This window comes from Sphingobium chungbukense (assembly GCF_001005725.1).
Classification (GTDB): Bacteria; Pseudomonadota; Alphaproteobacteria; order Sphingomonadales; family Sphingomonadaceae; genus Sphingobium; species Sphingobium chungbukense.
The window spans coordinates 632,283-650,774 of the sequence record NZ_LBIC01000003.1 but is presented as its reverse complement, the minus strand read 5'-3'; the positions used below and the strand labels follow the sequence as shown (position 1 = coordinate 650,774).

Here is an 18,492-nt window from a genome sequence, read left to right as displayed (position 1 = left end):
CTAGCCCTCAAGAAGCACGTAACTTTCTCTGGCCAGCTTCCAGCCAAGGTCCGATGGAAGCCACGCCGCATGATATATCCCGGTCCTCTCGCGTTCCCCGCTGTCCGTGCGCCATAGTCCGCGCCACTGCCCCAATTCGGCCGCCCGCTTGCCGTCCGTACCGATAATGATGCTGTCTGCTATGCGGTCGAAGGTGACGAAGCCGGGATCGGAGAAATAATTGCGATAGACGCCCAAAATGCCGGACTTGTCGAAACAGCGAGCCGAAAAGCTCGGCATGACGGCATAGTCATCCTGAAGAATGGCATCGATGGCGGGCAAATCCTTGCGGAAAAGGGCCTCGTTGAACGCCGACCTTGCCTGCCGGATCGCCGCTTCATCCTGTGTCGACATATCAGTCATGTCGGGATTGCCAGTGATGTGGGTGCAGCCCCGCCCCCCAGTCCAGCGGGCCTGTTGTCCTCTCGCCATGCCGCATCGGACGAAGTCCTCAGCCCTTGTCTGCGTGATGCGCGGCGCTTTGCGAACCGCCGCTGCCATATCGTGGTGCCGGGATGGAAACCATCCGCATCTCGGTCATCGCCTCTATCGTGTGACGACCGCCGAGCCGGCCGATCCCGCTTTTCGTCCCCGACGCGCCGCCGAGCGGCATGTGGGTTTCCCACGTCACCGTATGTGCATTGATATTGATGATCCCGGCGGAGAGTTCGGTCGACATCGCCAGGGCTCTTTCCATATCCCGGGAAAAGATCGACATGGTGAGACCATATTCGGTGTCTTTCGCGACCCGCAGAAGCTCGTCATCGCCGTCCAGCGCAATGACGGGAACGACCGGCCCGAATGTCTCCTCCCGCGCGACCCGCATGTCGGGGGTGACATCGACCAGCACGGTCGGCGCGTAGAAGAAGTCGCTGCCAAGGTCGGGCAACAGATGCCCGCCAGCGAGGCACCGCGCGCCCGCGGTGATCGCCTCATCGACATGCTCGCGGGTCTTTTCCACGACCGCCGCATTGTTGAGCGGGCCCATCGTGGTTCCCTGATGCAGTGGGTCACCCGGCTTATGCGAACGGGCGATTTCGGCGATCTTTTCGGCCAATTCCCCGGCAATGGCCGTGTCGGCGAGAACGCGGCCGGTGGCGGCGCATATCCGGGGCCGCTTGGCTACGATTATGCGCTGCTCCTTGCCGCAGCAGCGCTCGCGATCGGCGGAACCGCGTCCTTCGCCATGCTCCATCCGGAAGCATCCCGGCGTGCGTTCGCGGCCGCCTAGCGAAGGAGGGCGGCATCCAGAAGAGACCGGGCGGTGCCGAACGACGCTGCCGCCGCTGCTTCCTGATAATTCCGGCTTGCGCTCTGGGTGAAGCTATGCACCGCTTCGGGATGGACCGTAATGCGAACATGGTCGTTGCCGGCGGCGCCCTGGCGCACATGGGCGACTTCTTCGGGCGGCACCAGCGTGTCCGCTTCTCCGAAATGGATGTCCAGCGGGCTCGCAATCGCTCCCAGACGATCCGCGTAGAGACCTAGCCGGGCCGCGTGGAAGATCACGCCGCCGTCTCCAAAGCCCTCCAGCATGAGTTTCAGGGCGGGCTCTCCACCGGCGCAATATCCGCCCAGAAACAGGGGGGCGCCATGACCGAAATGCGCGCCGATTTCCCGGATGTCCAGGAGTTGGCGATCGCGGTCGATGGTTTTCATCCGGCCGATCGCCTTTCGGAAACCTTCATCGCTATGCGTGATGACACCGGGAAACGCACGCGCGAAATAATCCGGTGCGACCGCCAGGTAGCCAGCAGCAGCCCATGCCCGGGCGGTTCGTGCGAAGGAAAGATCCACGCCGAAAATCGGCGAAAGGAGCAGGATCGTCGCCTTGGCGGGTTGCTGCGGCCGGTCGACGAACACGTCCATGCCGAATCCATCGCTCAGGGTGAATGGCTCGCAAGCCAATTGCGGGTCTTTGCTGCTCATCGTCCCCGAATGCCACCCTGGCTCCACGCTGCCAATAATTTCCCTATTCTCCCTATCTATTATCCTCATCGGCATGGTCGATTGGATCACGGTCAGCTCTTGGATTAGGCTTTCTCGGAAACGCACCGATGGCGCGCAATGACAATAATTGAGGATGATCAACTCGAATGGCCTTCATTCAGTATTTCGCGCGCATCCAGATTGAGTCCGGTTCCCGCAAGTTGATCGCTGCAGAGCTTGCCCGCCTGGGCGTACAGCGCCCGCTTGTCGTATCGGATAAAGGCGTGGCCACGGCCGGCGTGCTCGATCTGGCATTGTCGGCAACGGAGGAAGCGGCTTCCTGGCCCCGCTTTCTGGACGTGCCTCCCAATCCCACCGTCGCGTCGTCAGAGGCGGCGCTTGCGGCCTACAGAAGGGAAGGCTGCGATGGCTTTGTCGCGATCGGTGGCGGATCGGTCATCGACTGTGCCAAGGGTGCGGCCCTCATGCTCACTCATGAGGGCCCGCTCGAGCCGCTACTGGCACGCCGCGGGGGGATGGACAAGATCGGCCCCATCGCCCCGATCATGGCTGTGTCCACCATCTCAGGCACCGGGACCGAGATCGGGAGAGGCGCGGGCCTGACCTTTGCCAACGGCGAAAAGGGCGTCTTCCTCAGCCATCACTTGATCCCACGGGTCGCGATTTGCGATCCCGATCTCACCAGAAGTGCGCCCACGCGACTGAAGGTCGGATCCGGTATAGACGCGCTTGGTCATGCGATCGAGGCGTATCTGTCGCCCGCCTTCAATCCGCCCGCCGACGCCATCGCGCTGGACGCGATCCGGCGGCTCGTCAAATATCTGCCCCGCTCGGTTGCCGATGCCGACGACGACGAGGCTCGCTTCGAATTGATGATGGGAACGCTGGAAGCGGCAATGGGCATGTGGAAGGGCCTGGGTACGGCGCATGCGCTGTCCATGCCGTTCGATGATCTCGGCCTGCATCACGGAACCCTGGTCGGGGTGCTGATGCCCGAAGCGCTTCGTTTCGTATTGCCTGTCGTCTCCGACGAGCGACGCGCCAATCTGGCACAAGCCCTGGGCTGTGAACCGACCGCCATTCCCGCCAGCCTTGCCGCTCTCAACGCGCAGATCGGTCTGCCGGCAGGGCTTTCGGCGATGGGCGTGACCGAAGACAGTCTTGAGCGGGCCGGCGCCATCGCCGCTGGCACCCCTTTCAACCACACCGCAGCGCGCACCGGAACCGCCGAAGACTATACGGCGATTGCACGCGCCGCTTTCAATTGAGGTCATGATGTCGACGCCCTCCAATGCAATTCCGATCTTCAACCCCCGCACAGGCGAGCGTGACGGGGAGATCGTGCCGCCCTCCGCCGCGGAAATCACGCAGATCGCGCGGGACCTGCGCGCGGGGCAGGTGGCATGGGAAGCGCTCGGGCTTGATGGCCGCATTGCGGCGATGCGGCGCTGGGCGGATGCGATAGAAGCCAATGCCGCGCAGATCAGCGCGGCCGAAATGCGGGACACGGGTCGCAAGCGGGTCGCTCATGAAGTGCCGTTCATAGTCGCAGGATCGATACGCGGATGGTGCGCGCGGGCGCCCAAGGTCGTCGAACGCGCTTATTTCGAAGGGACCTCCACGGTCATGCCTTCGGTGAGCTACCGCACCCAGCTCGTACCCTATCCGCTCGTCGGCATCATCAGCCCGTGGAACCACCCGTTTCTCCTGTCGATGCTGGATGCCGTCCCGGCGCTGATTGCCGGCTGCGCCTTGCTGGTGAAGCCTAGCGAAGTGACGCCGCGTTTCGTCGAGCCTGTCACCGAAACCATCGCCACTGTCCCCGAACTCGCAGCGGTCCTGCGCTATATTGTCGGCGACGGCGGCACCGGCCAGGCGCTGATCGAGCAAGTGGATGCCCTGTGCTTCACCGGCAGCGTGCCGACGGGGCGCAAGGTCGCCGAAGCGTGCGCGCGCCGCTTCATCCCCTCATTCCTGGAACTGGGCGGCAAGGACGCGGTCGTCGTCACCGGCTCCGCCGACATCCAGCAGGCGGCGGCGGCAGTGTTGAAGGGCGCGGTATCCAATACCGGCCAGATGTGCTTCGCGACGGAGCGCGCCTATGTCGCCCGTGAGATTTACGCGCCCTTCGTCGAGGAACTGAAGGCCCAGGCAAGCGCGATTGCGCTATCCTATCCGGACATGAGCCAGGGTCATCTTGGGCCATATATCCTCGCGCGCCAGGCCGATATCGTCGATGCGCAATTGCAGGAGGCCGTTGATGCCGGCGCCACGATCGAGATCGGCGGGCAGAGCCAGACGCTGGGCGGCGGCCGCTTCATGCCGGCGACGGTGGTTACCGGCGTCGATCACAGCATGCGGTTGATGCGCGATGAGACGTTCGGGCCGGTAATCCCGGTGATGCCCTATGACAGTGTCGACGAAGCGGTCGCACTCGCCAACGATAGCGAGTTCGGCCTGTCCGGAGCGGTCATCGCCGGTGATGCCGACGAAGCGGAGCATATTGCCGAACGGCTGAATGCCGGGGCGATCAGTATTCAGGACACGTCCCTCACCCTGTACATCATGGGGGACGTCGAGAAGACATCCTTCGGGATATCCGGCCTGGGTGGTTCCCGCATGGGGCCGAATGCCATGCTCCGCTTCTTCCGGAAAAAGGCCCTGATCCGTCGATCCGGGCCGGTGCTCGACATGGAGTCGCTGGCGGAACACCATGTCTCCAGTCATCACTGAGACGACAGCGTCGGGCGATTGGCGGGTGGGCATGTTTGCCGTGCCCGACATCGCCGCACGCTTTCTGCCGGACGGAGACATTCGTCTGGCGTCACGATTGCTGCCTTCGCCCTCCGCCAGGACCACGCTCGATTGGCTCGCGCGCTGGTCGGCGGAAACGCCCGATGCCGCTTTCGTCACGGAGTATGTGGGCGAGGACCAGGGGCGCCAAACGCTCACCTATGGTGAGGCCTGGCGTGAATCGGGACGGATCGGCGCAGGCCTGCTCGCGTCCGGCCTCGTGCCCGGGGATCGCCTGCTCATCATTGCCCCGAACAGCCTCGCTCATATGCAGGTCGCGCTGGGTGCCTTGCGGGCTGGGATCATCTATGTTCCCATCGCGGTGCAATATGCGGCGGAGGGGGCCGATCCATCGAAGCTGGCGGCCGTCCTGGAGGTGATCAGACCAGCGGGGGTTTATTGTGGCGGTGCCGTGCTGTCCCCGCTTCTGGCGGATATTCCCAATATCTTCGAAGGACAGGCCAGCGTTGCGGCGCTCATGGACAAGGGAGGCGACTGGGCTGCGCCGGATATCGCGGCACTCGACCCGGAGGCCCCGGCCAAGCTGCTTTTGACCTCGGGGTCCACCGGCATGCCCAAGGCGGTTCCCTACAGCCATGCCCTGATGACACATAATACGCAGGCAACGATCGATGTCTGGCCATTCGTCACGCGGAACAAGCCGGTGCTAGTCGATTGGCTCCCCTGGAATCACGCCTTCGGCGGCAGCAACAATGTTCATCTGGCGCTCTCGCAAGGCGGCACCCTTCATATTGATCCGTCGGGTGGCCGTCCTGACAAGCTGGGGATCAGTATCGAGGCGTTGAGGACGTTCCGGCCGACCTTTCATGGTGCCGTTCCGGCGGGCTGGGCCGCGCTATTGCCGACGATCGAGGCGGACGTCGCGTTCCGGCAGGCTTTCTTCAGCCGGCTCGATGTGATGTTTTCTGCCGGCGCCGCCATGTCCGCGGATCTTTTCGATCGGCTTTCGCGCGCGTCCGCTCTGGTGCGCGGACAGCCCGTTCCGATCGTGACGGGCTGGGGTTCGACCGAAACGGGTCCAGGCGCGACGATGGTGCACGGTCTCTCGGTTCAGCCCGGTTGCATCGGTACGCCGATGCCCGGCGTCGAAATTCGCCTGATGCGCCATGGCGACAAGCATGAGCTGCGCGTACGCGGCAAAAGCGTCATGGCCGGCTATTGGGGACGGCCGGACCTGTCGGCGGCGGCTTTCGACGAGGAAGGCTTTTTCCGCACCGGCGACGCCGGGCGGCTGGTCGATCCGGAAAGGCCCGAACTGGGCCTGATGTTCGACGGCCGGCTGCTCGACGATTTCAAGCTTGCCAATGGCAGTTGGGTCAATGCGAGCGCGCTGCGGATGAGCCTGATGCAGCGGGCCGGCGGGGCGCTGCGGGACGTCGTCATCATCGGCGCCGACAAATCCTATGTCGCCGCGCTCTGCTGGGTGGACCAGCCTGAAAAGCTGGAACGGCTGTTCGCGGCGCATAACCGCCAGAACACGGGCCAGACGATGCGGATCATGCGCTTCGCGGCCCTGTCGACGCCACCGGACGCCGGAGCGGGGGAACTGACGCCCAAGGGCGAAATCAACAAGAAAGTGCTGCTGAGTCGTCGCGCCGACGCCGTGGCGGCGTTGTATGAAGAGGGGACTCCGCAGTGATAGCCGTTGATCGAGTAGCTGAATTGTCGCCGCTGGTGGGGCAGGAATTGGGCGTGAGCGACTGGGTGGGGCTCGACGAACAGGCGATCGCCGCGTTCGGAAACCTCACGGGCGACACGCATTGGGTCCATATGGATGCAGGGCGCGCGAAGCGGGAAACGCCCTTTGGCGGCACGATCGCGCACGGCTTTCTCGTGCTGGCGCTCGTCACCGGCCTTTCGAAGCAATGCTATGCGGTGCGCGGCGTCGGCAGATGGATGAATTACGGCCTCGACAAGGTGCGCTTCACCGCCGTCGTCGTGGCGCGCGCGCGCCTGCGGCTTCGCTTGAAGCTGCTCGAACTCGAACCGCAGAAGGCAGGAACCCGCCTTCGCTTCGGATGCACGCTCGAACTGGAAGGCAGCGAGCGGCCTGCCGCCGTCTGCGAATGGATCTGCATAGCCTATGAGGGGGACGGCGCGTGAGCGACCAAAGCGATTTCGATGATGTCGGCCAGGAAGGCAGCTTCATCGGCCATATGGGCGGGCTCAGGCGGCGTCGGACGGCGGAGGGGATCGAAACCGCCCTTCTCGTGGCGCCTCAGCACCTCAATCCCAATGGCACCACGCATGGCGGCGTCCTCATGACGATGCTGGACATCACGCTGGGGATGAATGTCGAGGCCTGTCTCAAGAGCGAAGCGAGCGGTCGGCACCCGATCACCGTCCAGCTCAATTGCAACATGATGCTGGCCGCGCCCGAGGGGGCTTTGGTGATCGGTCAAGCGCGGGTCGATGGTTCGAGCAAGACCATGACTTGGGTGAGTGGCAGGCTCGTCGCCGACGGGCGCGTGCTGATGACAGGAACGGCCGTGTTCCGAAATCCTCCCTCGGCAAGTCCTGCGTGAGCGGCGCGACGATGGATTTCGATCTCCCCGAGGATCTTCAGCTCTTCCAGACGCTGATGCGCCGTTTCGTCGACCGCGAGCTTATTCCGCTCGAACCGCGCGGGGAACTCGACGCGGCGACCCATGACATGCTGCGCGAGAAGGCGAAGGCGGCAGGGCTGTGGATGCTGGACGTACCCGTGGAACTGGGCGGCCAGGGTCTCGGCGCGGTCGGGATGAGCATTTTCTGGGAGGAACTGTCCCGCACCGTTGCCATATCGCCCCGCGATACGCGCGTTTTCCGGTCGCTTGTGGGTCCGATCCTGCTGGGGTTGAAGAGAGAACAGAAGGAGCGGTTCCTGATGCCGGTCCTGCGTGGCGACTGGACGCCCTGCTTCGCGATCACGGAGGCGGACGCCGGTTCCGATCCCACATCGATACGCACCGTGGCTGTTCGCGATGGCGATCATTATGTGATAAACGGCGTGAAGCGGTTCATCACCGACGCGCGTCGCGCCGATGTCGTGCAACTGATCGCCTACACCGACAAGTCGAAGGGCCTGCGTGGTCTCAGCTGTTTCCTCGTCGAAATGCGGACACCGGGCGTGTCGGTCACCGCCGACTACGACACGATGATGGGCGACAGGCCATGCGAAGTGACATTCGACAATGTCCGCATCCCGGCAACCAATCTGGTCGGTTCCGAAGGCGACGGCATGGCGCTTGCCCAGCAGTGGATCACCGAAGGCCGCATCCTTCGTCATGGCGCACGGTCCCTGGGCGTTGCCGAACGCTGCCTTGAACTCGGTATCTCCTATTCCCGGCAGCGGCAGACGTTCGGCGCACCACTTGCGGCGCGTCAGGCCATCCAGTTCATGATCGCGGACACCTATGCGGAGTTGCAGCAGGCGCGATTGCTGGTGCGTGATGCCGCGCTGGATCTGGAGCGGGGACGCGACGTGCGGCTGAAATCATGGATCGCCAAAAGTCAGGCGACGGAAATGGGATTCCGGGCCGTTGATCGCTGCATGCAGATGCATGGCGGGATGGGCCTCACCACCGAGATGCCGATCGAACGCATGTGGCGTGAACAACGCTCGTTCATCATCACCGAGGGTGCGGCGGAAGTGATGCGCGCCTCGATTTCCAAGAAAGTGTATGATCTTTATGAGTGACAAGCTGATGATTTCGCGCATGGGCGCGAGTGTCCCGGATACGATCTGGGTCCAGGGCCGCAATCTGTGCACTGAATTGCTCGGCAAGATCGGCTTTGCGGAGATGACGTGGCTGGAACTGACCGGAGAGCTTCCGTCCAAAGCCCAGACCACGCTTCTGGAAGCGATGCTGCTGACCCTGGTCGAACATGGCGCGACGCCGATGGCTATCGCGACGCGCCTGACCTATCTCGGGGCGCCCGAAGCATTGCAGGGCGCGGTTGCGGCTGGCCTTCTTGGCATGGGCACGACCTTCGCGGGCACCGCCGAAGGTGCGGCCAAGATGCTTTATGCCGGGTTGAAGGATGCGCCCGCCGATGCGGACATCGATACCATCGCCAAAACCATAGTTGATCGGGAGCTTGATGCCGGACGACCGATCTTCGGCATCGGTCACAATCTGCACAAACCGATCGATCCCCGCACGCCGGTGCTGTTCGCCATTGCGGAGCAGCAGGGATATCGCGGCCGCTTCGTCGACCTGATCGAGGCAGTGGCGGCAGCGGCTGAAGCGCGGACGGGTAAATCCATGCCCGTGAACGCGACGGGAGCCCTTGGCGCACTGTGCTGCGAACTCGGCCTTGACTGGAGACTGTGTCGCGGTCTTGCCGTCATTGGCCGGTCGGTGGGCCTCGTCGGCCATATCGCGGAGGAACCGCGCAATCCCATCGCAAAGCAGATCTGGATGCACACCGAAGAAGAAATCGCCCGGTCGGTCGCGATCGCCAATGCAAAGCAGGGGCAAGACGCATGAACGGTTCGGAAATGCTGACCGACGACCAACTCATGTTGCGCGATACGGTCAGGCAAATTGCGGAGAATAATTTTCAGGAGATCGCCGCGGACGCCGACCGGAAGTTCGATCCGCCGATCGAGAATATAAAGATACTGGCCGAGCACGGCTTTACCGGCACGTTCGTGCCGGAAGCCTATGGTGGTCTTGGCTTGGGCGTCCTCGAAAATGCCCTCATGTATGAGCAGATCGCGCGCTCCTGCGCCAACACCGCTATATTGATGAGTGTCACGGATGGGGCCACCCCGCGCGCGATCCTCCATCTGGGGACGGAAGAGCAGAAGCGGCGCTACCTGCCGCGTTTCGTTTCCGGCGAACTCTATTCCGCCTGGAGCATGTCGGAAGCCGAAGCCGGTTCCGACCTTGGCGCCATGAAGTCCCGTGCCGTGGCGGACGGCGATGGTTACCGACTGAACGGGTCGAAGATGTGGTGTTCCTGCGCCCAGGTCGCCGATCTTTTCCTGGTGCTCGTGCGCATGAACGACGCAAAGGGGCTGGCCGGGGTGGGGGGCTTGCTGGTCGAACGCGGGACGCCTGGCTTCACGATCGGCGAGCATCTCGACCTGATCGGCCTTCGCGCGACCGGCATGGCCCCGCTTTTTTTCGACGATTGCTATGTGCCTGCGGAGAATATTCTCTTTCCCGCCGGCGGCATGCGCGACCTGCTGAATGTCTTCAACGCGGATCGCATCGCCGGGAATCCGACGATTTGCCTGGGGGTCGCCGCCGCGGCGCTGAACGAAGCGGCAGAATATGTCGCGTCCCGGCGCCAGTTCGGCAAGGCGATTGGCGATTTTCAAGGACTGCGCTGGAAGCTTGCCGACATGGCGATCGACCTTGAGGCGGCGCGGGCGCTGGTCTATCGCGCGGCAAAGAATATCGACGCCGGCCATGTCGATCATATCGATGTATCGGTCGCGAAGACATTCACCAACGAAGCGGCGATGCGCATCACGGAAACCGCGATGCAACTCGCGGGAGCCTATGGCCTTTCCACCGAATACCCGTTCGAGAGGCATTATCGCGACGTGCGCGGCATGGCGATCGGCTATGGCTCGACCGAAATTCACCGCAACAATATTGGCAAGGCGATAGTCGAAGGCTCCTACCGAGCCTGAGCCTTCCCGCTGATCGCAATTTGCGACAGGAACGCGCTCTGTTCCGACATCTTGATGATGCTGCATGGACAGCATCGATACATCTGCACGATGGTCTCCCATGTCTCTTAAGGAAAAAGGGGATGGGAGAAGAAGTGCGGCGGTTCCAGTGCTGATCTCGCGGCGGCTTATGGATAATGCCAAATGGTTGAGAAATGCTCACGGACCGATCTGCCGCAATCAAGTAAGATAATCCGTCAGGCTCGACCTATGAAGCTCCACAGTGCAGCAGTTCATGCCGACTGCGAAGACAACCATGATCCCGCTCTGGATGGCTATGAGCAATCTTCATGCAGTGCCGGCACCGGAAAATGATTATCATCGAGCCCGTGAATAGACGATTATACTAGTGGCTCAAAAGCGTTTGTCGACTTATCTCCAGGGTATTTCCGCACTTTCGTTGCCCTTCGTTCGGGGCAGGCCATGGCGACTGCCGGGTTTGGCAGCCATTGCCTGACATGTGCGGAGCATCTGGCGCCGCTGCCGCACTGATCGGCGGGGTCGCCCGATCAGTGCCTTGGGATGCGTAACTTTACCTATGGCGCAAAGGGGCACGCCGACGCAGATTCCGATATATATTCAGGCAAAGGAAGGTGGGTCATGCGCCATTTCCTATTCGGCATGCTGTCGCTGGCTATCGCCTTCAGTGCCGCCGCGCAGACGGCCGACCCTCATGCGGGACATCATCAGGACAAGGCTGAAATGGCCCGGACGCCTCCAGGGGCGGAGCCGGATCGCCCCTGTCCGATCATGGATGACTGCATGCCGTCCGTGTCGGCGGGGACAACGTCGCATGATCGGACAAATCCTGGCCATCATGGGGAGCATTGCAAAGCGATGCAGACCCCGGATCATGAGAAAGGAGAGCAGAAATGACCGATTTTCGTTCGCTGATTCCCTTGGGTCGCGGAACCATGTTACGCGGCGGCTTTGACCCTTTCGCCGATTTCCGGAAGGAGATGGACCGGCTGGTCGATGATTTCGGCCGTGGCTGGCCCGCCGCTGCGGCGGGTGACGCCAAGGCTTTCCTGCTACCCAAGGTCGATGTTGCCGAGACCGATGCCGGGCTGGAACTGACCGCCGAGCTTCCCGGTTTCGACGAAAAGGACGTGTCGCTGGACATCCACGAAGGCATGCTCACGATCAAGGCCGAACATAAGGAGGAGCGGGAGGAAAAGGACGAGAAGAAGCATTATCATCTCGTCGAGCGCAGCCAGGGCAGTTTCCTGCGTCGTTTCACGCTCCCCTTCGAAGCCGATGCTGAAAAGGCCAGCGCCCATCTCGACAAGGGGCTGCTCAAGGTCGTCGTCCCCCGCCTTGCCACCGAAGCAAAGAAGCCGAGACGGATTCCTGTAGGGGGAAATCAAGCGTGAGCGGACGATCAAAACGCTTTCGCAATGATTTCCGTATGACGCTATAAGGGCCGCATGAAACGCGTCGCGCTCTGGTTGTTGCCGTCGGCGCTGCTGGCGGCAGCGGTGGGATATTGGCTGGTTGCGTCGCGCGCTCCGTTAGTGACGATGGCGTCGGGACGGATCGGCGAAGCGGTGGAACTGGTTTACGCCACCGGCTTTGTCGAAGCGGAACATCCCGTTTCCATCGCCGCGCGCGTCACCGCCCCGGTTCGGGACGTGCTTGTGGATGAGGGGCGTCGCGTGGCGCAGGGACAGGCGCTCATCCTGCTCGACGATGCGGAGCAGCGCCATGCCCTTGCGCAAGCGATGGCGCAACGCCGCGCCGCTGTTCAGGACGAGCGGCGCACGCTGACGCTGTTTGCCCAGGGCTGGGTCACGCGTTCCGCGCGCGATGCCGCCGTGGCCGCCGCGGACGGCGCGCGGGCGGCCGAAGCCAGCGCCCGCGCCCGGCTCGACCAGATGGTGGTCCGTTCGGGCATGGACGGCATCGTCCTGCGCCGGGACGTGGAACCGGGCGATCTCGCCATCCCCAGCCGTACCCTGATGACGCTGGGCGATCCGGCGCGCATACGTATCACCGCTACCGTCGACGAACGGGACGTGCCCCGCATCCGGCCGGGGCAGGCCGCGCTGATGTCCAGCGACGCCTGGCCAGGCCGGGTGCTCAATGCCCATGTGCGGGAGGTGACGCCCGGCGGCGATCCCGAACAGCGCGCTTTCCGCGTCCGGCTGGCGACCGACGGGCAGGTGACGTTGCCGCTCGGCCTCACGCTCGAAGTCAATATCGTGAGCCGGCGCGCGCCGCGCGCCCTGCTGGTTCCCGCCAGCGCCGTCGAGAATGGCCGCGTCTGGATCGTCGGCGACGGTCGCGCCCATGCCCGGTCCGTTCGAACGGGCATAGCCGGGTCCAAAGAGGTCCAGATCCTTTCCGGCCTTTCGCGCGGTGAAAAGGTCATCAGGGCACCCGAGGGCAAGATTGCCGAAAACATGCGGGTGCGGACCGCGCCATGATGGGGCAGTTGCCGTTGCTTGGGCGCATCGCTGCCCGGCATCTGGCCGGTCGGCGGCGACAGACGCTGGTCGCGGTCAGCGGCGTGGCGGTGGGCGTCGGCTTCTTCCTCGCCGTATCGGCGATGATGATCGGCAGCCAGAATGATTTCATCAAGACGCTGATCGACGCCGCGCCGCACATCATCATTTCCGACGAGCTTCGCAGTCCCCATCCGCAACCGGGCGTAGAGGTCCATAAGGGCGCGGCCATCGACCTGCGCCATTACAAGGTACGCAACGAGGTGCGCGGGCTGAGGGGCTGGCCGGAGATATTGCGCGCCGTCAATGCCCAGCCCGGCGCGATCGGATCGCCCAGCCTGACGGGTGCCATCACACTGCGCAGCGGGGGGCGGGAAGAGGCGTTGACCGTCATCGGCGTCGATCCATCGGTCGAGGAAAAAGTGAGCAGCGTGGCCGACAAGCTGCGCACCGGCCATCTGCGCGACCTGGAAAGCACGCAGGGCGGCATCATCATCGGTGAGGAAATGGCGCAGCGCCTTGGCCTTGGCATGGGCGACGTGGTGGGCGCGACATCCGCGTCGGGCAAGAGCAGGTCGATGCGCATCGTCGGCCTGTTCAAGCGCGGGCAGAGCCAACTCGGCCCCTCGGCCGGCTATGTGCTGCTGCGCGAGGCGCAGTCGCTGCTCGGCCGGCCCTTCATCGTCAACCGCATCGGCGTGCATCTGGACGATCCCTATGGCGCGCAGCCTGTCGCCCGCAGGTTGGAGATGCGCTTTTCCTACAAGGCGGAAAGCTGGCAGGAACGGTCGGCCGACTTCCTCTCGCTGCTCGTGACGCGCAACGTCATCATGTACAGCGTGGTGTCGGCGATCCTGCTCGTCGCCAGCTTCGGCATCTATACGGTCGTGTCGAACAGCGTCACCGACAAGCGCCGGGACATAGCGATCATGCGATCGATCGGCTTTTCCGAGCGCGACCTGCAACTGATCTTCGTGTTCGAGGGGCTGGCGCTGGCGCTGATCGGCATCTTCGCTGGATGGCTGCTGGGCTATGGCCTGATGGCGATATTGGGGTCGCTGAAATTCCCGATCGCGGGTGACAATCAATATCTGCCGCTCGACCGGTCGCCGCGCCAATATGCCATTGCCGCTGCCGCCTCGCTGCTGTCCGGAGTGATCGCCGCCTGGCTTCCGGCGCGAAAGGCTGCGAAGGTCGATCCGGTCGATATCCTGCGGGGCGCGGTATGAACGCGATACTGGAGGCCGGCGGGCTGTCGCGCAACCTTCCCGGCACGCCGCCCGTGTCATTGGTGACGGACGTGTCGCTCGCGATCCAGCCCGCCAGCTTCGTTGCGATCGTCGGCCCGTCGGGCTGCGGCAAGTCGTCGCTGCTCTATCTGCTGGGATTGCTGGACCGTCCGAGCAGTGGATCGCTGCGCTTCCAGGAACGCGACATGAATTCCCTCGACGGGGACGAGCGGGCGCAGATCAGGCTGGCGAACTTCGGCTTCGTGTTCCAGTTTCATTTCCTGTTGCCTGAATTCACGGCCCTGGAAAATGTGTTGCTGCCGATGCGCAGACTGGGACGGCTGCCTCTGCCGGATGCGCGGGCCAAGGCGGCGGCGCTGCTGACCGAAGTCGGCCTGGGCGCGAAGATGGACAAGACGCCCGACCGCCTTTCCGGCGGCGAACGCCAGCGCGTCGCCATTGCCCGCGCCATCGCGAACGATCCGGTGCTGGTGCTGGGCGACGAACCTACGGGCAATCTCGACAGCCAGAACAGCGCCCGCGTGGTGGAGATGTTTCGCGCGCTTGCCCATGATCAGGGCCGCGCCGTCGTGTGCGTGACCCATGATCCCGATGTGGCCGCCGCTGCCGATGTGCAGATATCGATGCTGGACGGCCGGATCAGCGGAACCGATGTCCGCAGATAGAGGGATGTCGGATGCGGCGTCGCGCCGGTTGGTTCCCGACCATCAGTCGAGCCAGAGGCCGCCGTTCACGTCGATGATCTCGCCCGTGACGAAGGCGCTTTCGCGCGTGCATAGCCAGGCGACCATGCCCGCCACCTCATCGGCGCTGCCCATCCGGCCGACCGGAATCTGCTGTGTCAGCACGGCGGGGAAGCTGGTCGTCATCGAACTGGCGATCGGGCCGGGGGCGACGGCATTGACGGTGATGCCGTGCGCCGCCAGTTCCTTCGCGAGATAGAGGGTGAGCGCATGCACGCCCGCCTTGGCCGAGCCATAGGCGGCGTTGCCGGCGCGCGTCTGTTCCGCCGGATCGATCCAGGGGCGTGGGTTGCCGCCATTCTTCGCGAGGACCGACCCGATATTGACGATCCGGCCGAAGCCTGCCGTCTTCATCGGCGCGATCACCGCCTGGTTGGCGAGGAAGACGCCGCGCAGGTTGATGCCATGCACCCCGTCCCATTCTTCCAGGCTGATGTCCTCGAATGATCCCGGTGACGTGATGCCGGCCGCTGTGACGAGGCAGTCGATCCGCCCGAAATCGCGGACCACCTTGTCGACCATCGCGCGCACCTGTGCCGCATCGGAAAGGTCGAGCGCATAGCCGCGGCAATCGCCCGCCGCAGCCGGCGCCTCCCGATCGGCAAGAGCCAGCCGGGCGCCGCCCTCGGCCATGCGCCGTGCGATCGCGCCGCCGATCATGCCGCCCGCGCCGGTGACCAGCACCACCATATCGTCAAGCGCGAACCGGGTTTTCATGCGCCTGCGCTCGCGTGGAGCGCCGCCTGCCGCCCGAACACCGCGCCGCGCAGCACAGACGTCGAGCCGGTATAGGTGCGATAATAAAGGCCCATCGTTTCTCCGGCAGCATAAAGGCCGTCTATGGCGCGGCCGTCCTGATCCAGGACGCGGGCGTTGCGATCGACCTTCAGCCCGCCGAAGGTGAAGACATTGGCCGAGATGATCGGCCAGGCGAGATAGGGCGCGCGGTCGATCGGCCGCGCCCAGTTGGACTTGGGCGGGATAAGGCCATGGGTGGCGAGGCCGTCGCGCGCGAGCGGCATGAATTCGCCTGTTCCGCATGCCGCATTGTAGCGCGCGATGCTGTCGGCCAGCGTTGCGCGCGGAACGCCGATGGCGTCGGCCAGGGCCTCTATGCTGTCCGCCCTGACCGGGGGCTGGTCGGTGCGGCTGCCCTTTTGCCAGTTGGGGACGTCCTCTATCCGCGCATCCACGATCAGCCAGGCGATGCCGTCGCGCTGCTGGTAGATGCGCCGGGTGACATTTTCATAATGGGCATCGACCGTGCCGGGCGCTTCGTCGGTGAAACGCAGGCCGTCCTTGTTGACCAGCACGCCATATGGAAAGGTGAAGATCGCCGGTTCCGCAAGGCCCGAGCGGGGATCGATGGGTTCGGCATGATAGCTGCCGAAATCGCCATTGGGGGCGGCGCCGATGTCGAGCGCCATGCGGATGCCCTCGCCCTTGTTGTAATGACCGCCCCGCGCGACCGGACGCAGGTTGATCGCCTGCGGGCCGACATAGCGGGCGAGCATCTCCGGATTGCCCTCGAACCCCCCGCAGGCGAGGATCACGGTGTCCCCCTCCACATCCCCCCGGCTTGTCGCCAGCCCCGTGACGCGTCCGTCGTGCGTCAGCAGCGAGCGGGCGGTGGTTTCGAAGTGGAAGTCCACCCCCTTCGCCTTGCAGGCATCCGTCAGCATCTCGACCATCGCCAATCCGCCGCCGACCGGCAGCAGGCGCGTGGTCGTGGTGGTGATGAAGGCGGTGGGCAGGAAGTCGAAGCGCAGTCCCGCCATTTCCAGCCAGCGTAGCGTCGCCCCGGCATGGTCGGCAAAGGCCGACAGCAGATCCGGGTCGACCATCGATTGGCTGCGCGCGATCGGCGACCAGTCGGAAGGATCGCGCACCATTTCCTGTTCGATGCTGGGGTCGGTATAGCCCCCGGCATTGGCCATGAAATGGTCGATGAAGTCGTCGGCCACCTCGTCCATCGATTTCATGCGCAGATAGGCTTCTGTATAGCGGGTGTTGCCGCCATGCTCGCCCTCTGCCGCGCGTTCGACCAGCGTGACGCGCGCGCCCGCTTCGGCTCCGGTCAGCGCGGCGCTAAGGCCCGCAATGCCGCTGCCCACAACGATCAAATGCATGATTTCACTCCGGTTTGAACCGCTGTTCGAGCGCATCCCAATGATGTTTCGCCACCGCTGCCTGCCGTTCCTCGAAGGAGGCGAGCTGGTCATGCACCGCGTCGAGCGAGCCGGTCGCCTTGAGCGAACCGAGCACGGTGGCGCTGGCGCGCACGGCTGCCTGCAAGGCGGCGTTGGCATAGAGGACGAGGCCGAAACCCATATCGGCCAGTTCCGATTGCGGCAGGGGCGGCGTCTTGCCGCCATGGACGATATTGGCGACCTGAGGCACGGATAGCGTCGCGATGCGCCGCATCTGCTCCGCATCGCGCGGCGCCTCGACGAAGGTGATGTCCGCGCCCGCCTCGACAAAGGCTTCCGCCCGTTCCAGTGCCACGTCGATGCCCGCCACCGCGAGTGCATCAGTGCGGGCGATGATCAACGTGTCGCGGGTCCGCGCATCCACGGCTGCCCGGATTTTCGGTAGCATCTCGCCGAGCGGGATCACGCCCTTGCCGTTGAAATGGCCGCAGCGCTTGGGGAAGTCCTGATCCTCCAACTGGATGGCGGAGGCGCCGGCTCGTTCCAGTACCTTCATCGTGCGGAACGTGTTGACGGCATTGCCGAAGCCGGTGTCGGCGTCGACGATCAACGGCAGGCTGACGGCGTCGGCCATCCGCGACACGGTGCCGGCAATGTCGTCCAGGGTGGTGAGACCGATGTCCGGCGCGCCCAATGCCATGTTGGCGATGCCGGCGCCCGTCACATAGACGCATTCGAAGCCCAGATCCTCGATGATCCGCGCGAACAGGGCGTTGGCGGCGCCGGGAGCCAGAACGGCCTTCCGACGTGACGCGATTTCCCGCAGAGTCATGTGATCAGCCTCCCTGCGCGGCCTGGACGAACGCCTCTGTGGTGCTGACCGTGCCGACTGCCGGGGCGATCATGGTGATGAAATGATCGTGCAGGGCCGCGTTGGGCGCGGCGCAGATATCCTCGATCACGACGGGTGCGAACCCGGCATCGTCCGCGAAACGGGCGGTGCTTTCCACGACCAGATGGGTGGCGACCCCGCCCATATAGAGTTGCTTGATCCCCTTCTGCATCAGCCAGGTCATGAGGCCGGTGTTGAAGAAGGGATTGACGCACTGTTTGGTGATGACGAGTTCGTCATCGGCGGGCGCGACGTCGGGATGGAATTCGGTGCCGAATTCCCCGACGATGGCGGCGCGATTGGCCTTGAGACCGCCGATCCGCGCGGCGACGCTCAGGCAATCGGCATAATCGGGGCGGAAGCCGAGTCGGACATGGACGACCGCCATGCCAGCGCCGCGCGCCGCGTCTAGGCAGCGGCGCGCATTGGCGAGCACGCCGCGTTCCTCGACGATCCGGGCGAGGCCATGGGCGCCGACCTTGCCCTGGGGGTCGACCATCTCATTTTGAAGGTCGAGCAATAGCAGCGCGGCAGTCATTCAT

General features: G+C 64.0%; 19 protein-coding genes. 12 read left to right on the top strand and 7 right to left on the bottom strand.

All coding sequences use genetic code 11. The features are described 5' to 3' along the window. From YP76_RS26580 to YP76_RS26570, 3 genes are all read right to left on the bottom strand, one after another. Window positions 1-402 carry a YybH family protein gene (locus tag YP76_RS26580; protein WP_052757362.1) on the bottom strand — a complete coding sequence of 134 codons (402 nt, stop codon included), beginning with the start codon at window positions 400-402 and terminating at the stop codon, window positions 1-3. Between the two features lie 88 nt (window positions 403-490). Then, the gene (locus YP76_RS09200) at window positions 491-1,234 is read right to left on the bottom strand and encodes an aldehyde dehydrogenase family protein (RefSeq protein WP_084733085.1); all 744 of its coding nucleotides are present in this window, start codon (window positions 1,232-1,234) and stop codon (window positions 491-493) included. A 32-nt stretch (window positions 1,235-1,266) separates the two neighbouring features. After that, entirely contained in the window at window positions 1,267-1,968 is a 702-nt protein-coding gene (locus YP76_RS26570; RefSeq protein ID WP_198147456.1) for a dienelactone hydrolase family protein, read from the bottom strand. 167 nt (window positions 1,969-2,135) lie between these two features. Here YP76_RS26570 and YP76_RS09190 point away from each other — a divergent pair, with 167 nt between their 5' ends. The 12 genes from YP76_RS09190 (at window position 2,136) to YP76_RS09130 (ending at window position 14,830) form a co-directional block, all read left to right on the top strand. Next, complete coding sequence (locus YP76_RS09190) at window positions 2,136-3,257, top strand: iron-containing alcohol dehydrogenase (RefSeq protein ID WP_046763236.1); 1,122 nt, start codon at window positions 2,136-2,138, stop codon at window positions 3,255-3,257. Window positions 3,258-3,261: 4 nt separating this feature from the next. Beyond that, window positions 3,262-4,722: an aldehyde dehydrogenase family protein gene (locus YP76_RS09185; RefSeq protein WP_084733083.1), complete on the top strand. Its 1,461-nt coding sequence runs from the start codon at window positions 3,262-3,264 to the stop codon at window positions 4,720-4,722. Beyond that, a complete protein-coding gene (locus YP76_RS09180; protein ID WP_084733082.1) occupies window positions 4,703-6,442 on the top strand; it encodes an AMP-binding protein in 1,740 nt (579 codons plus the stop codon). Before YP76_RS09185 ends, YP76_RS09180 begins: the two co-directional genes overlap by 20 nt. After that, window positions 6,439-6,906, top strand: coding sequence for a MaoC/PaaZ C-terminal domain-containing protein (locus YP76_RS09175; protein WP_046763235.1), 468 nt, complete (start codon window positions 6,439-6,441; stop codon window positions 6,904-6,906). The genes YP76_RS09180 and YP76_RS09175 overlap by 4 nt, the downstream gene beginning before the upstream one ends. Then, a complete protein-coding gene (locus YP76_RS09170; RefSeq protein ID WP_052757357.1) occupies window positions 6,903-7,328 on the top strand; it encodes a PaaI family thioesterase in 426 nt (141 codons plus the stop codon). Before YP76_RS09175 ends, YP76_RS09170 begins: the two co-directional genes overlap by 4 nt. After that, a complete protein-coding gene (locus YP76_RS09165; protein WP_198147455.1) occupies window positions 7,325-8,482 on the top strand; it encodes an acyl-CoA dehydrogenase family protein in 1,158 nt (385 codons plus the stop codon). The genes YP76_RS09170 and YP76_RS09165 overlap by 4 nt, the downstream gene beginning before the upstream one ends. After that, window positions 8,475-9,275 carry a citryl-CoA lyase gene (locus YP76_RS09160; RefSeq protein WP_046763324.1) on the top strand — a complete coding sequence of 267 codons (801 nt, stop codon included), beginning with the start codon at window positions 8,475-8,477 and terminating at the stop codon, window positions 9,273-9,275. The genes YP76_RS09165 and YP76_RS09160 overlap by 8 nt, the downstream gene beginning before the upstream one ends. Beyond that, window positions 9,272-10,432 (top strand): acyl-CoA dehydrogenase family protein, encoded by a 1,161-nt coding sequence (locus YP76_RS09155; RefSeq protein WP_052757356.1) that lies wholly within the window; start codon window positions 9,272-9,274, stop codon window positions 10,430-10,432. The genes YP76_RS09160 and YP76_RS09155 overlap by 4 nt, the downstream gene beginning before the upstream one ends. Before the next feature lie 911 nt (window positions 10,433-11,343). Beyond that, the gene (locus YP76_RS09145) at window positions 11,344-11,844 is read left to right on the top strand and encodes an Hsp20/alpha crystallin family protein (RefSeq protein ID WP_046763233.1); all 501 of its coding nucleotides are present in this window, start codon (window positions 11,344-11,346) and stop codon (window positions 11,842-11,844) included. Between the two features lie 54 nt (window positions 11,845-11,898). After that, complete coding sequence (locus YP76_RS09140; RefSeq protein WP_046763232.1) at window positions 11,899-12,897, top strand: efflux RND transporter periplasmic adaptor subunit; 999 nt, start codon at window positions 11,899-11,901, stop codon at window positions 12,895-12,897. Further along, window positions 12,894-14,144 (top strand): ABC transporter permease, encoded by a 1,251-nt coding sequence (locus YP76_RS09135; RefSeq protein ID WP_046763231.1) that lies wholly within the window; start codon window positions 12,894-12,896, stop codon window positions 14,142-14,144. The genes YP76_RS09140 and YP76_RS09135 overlap by 4 nt, the downstream gene beginning before the upstream one ends. Then, window positions 14,141-14,830, top strand: a complete 690-nt coding sequence (locus tag YP76_RS09130) for an ABC transporter ATP-binding protein (RefSeq protein ID WP_046763230.1) — start codon at window positions 14,141-14,143, stop codon at window positions 14,828-14,830. The genes YP76_RS09135 and YP76_RS09130 overlap by 4 nt, the downstream gene beginning before the upstream one ends. Window positions 14,831-14,872: 42 nt before the next feature. On the opposite strand, the gene YP76_RS09125 is transcribed toward YP76_RS09130, so the two are convergent. The 4 genes from YP76_RS09125 to YP76_RS26565 are packed head-to-tail and all read right to left on the bottom strand — an operon-like array spanning window position 14,873 to window position 18,488. Further along, a complete protein-coding gene (locus YP76_RS09125) occupies window positions 14,873-15,625 on the bottom strand; it encodes an SDR family NAD(P)-dependent oxidoreductase (protein ID WP_046763229.1) in 753 nt (250 codons plus the stop codon). Beyond that, window positions 15,622-17,037: an FAD-dependent oxidoreductase gene (locus YP76_RS09120; protein ID WP_197707352.1), complete on the bottom strand. Its 1,416-nt coding sequence runs from the start codon at window positions 17,035-17,037 to the stop codon at window positions 15,622-15,624. The genes YP76_RS09125 and YP76_RS09120 overlap by 4 nt, the downstream gene beginning before the upstream one ends. Before the next feature lie 4 nt (window positions 17,038-17,041). After that, window positions 17,042-17,890, bottom strand: a complete 849-nt coding sequence (locus YP76_RS09115; protein WP_046763227.1) for an isocitrate lyase/PEP mutase family protein — start codon at window positions 17,888-17,890, stop codon at window positions 17,042-17,044. Window positions 17,891-17,894: 4 nt separating this feature from the next. Then, window positions 17,895-18,488 carry an isochorismatase family cysteine hydrolase gene (locus tag YP76_RS26565; RefSeq protein ID WP_052757355.1) on the bottom strand — a complete coding sequence of 198 codons (594 nt, stop codon included), beginning with the start codon at window positions 18,486-18,488 and terminating at the stop codon, window positions 17,895-17,897. Window positions 18,489-18,492 lie beyond the last annotated feature (4 nt).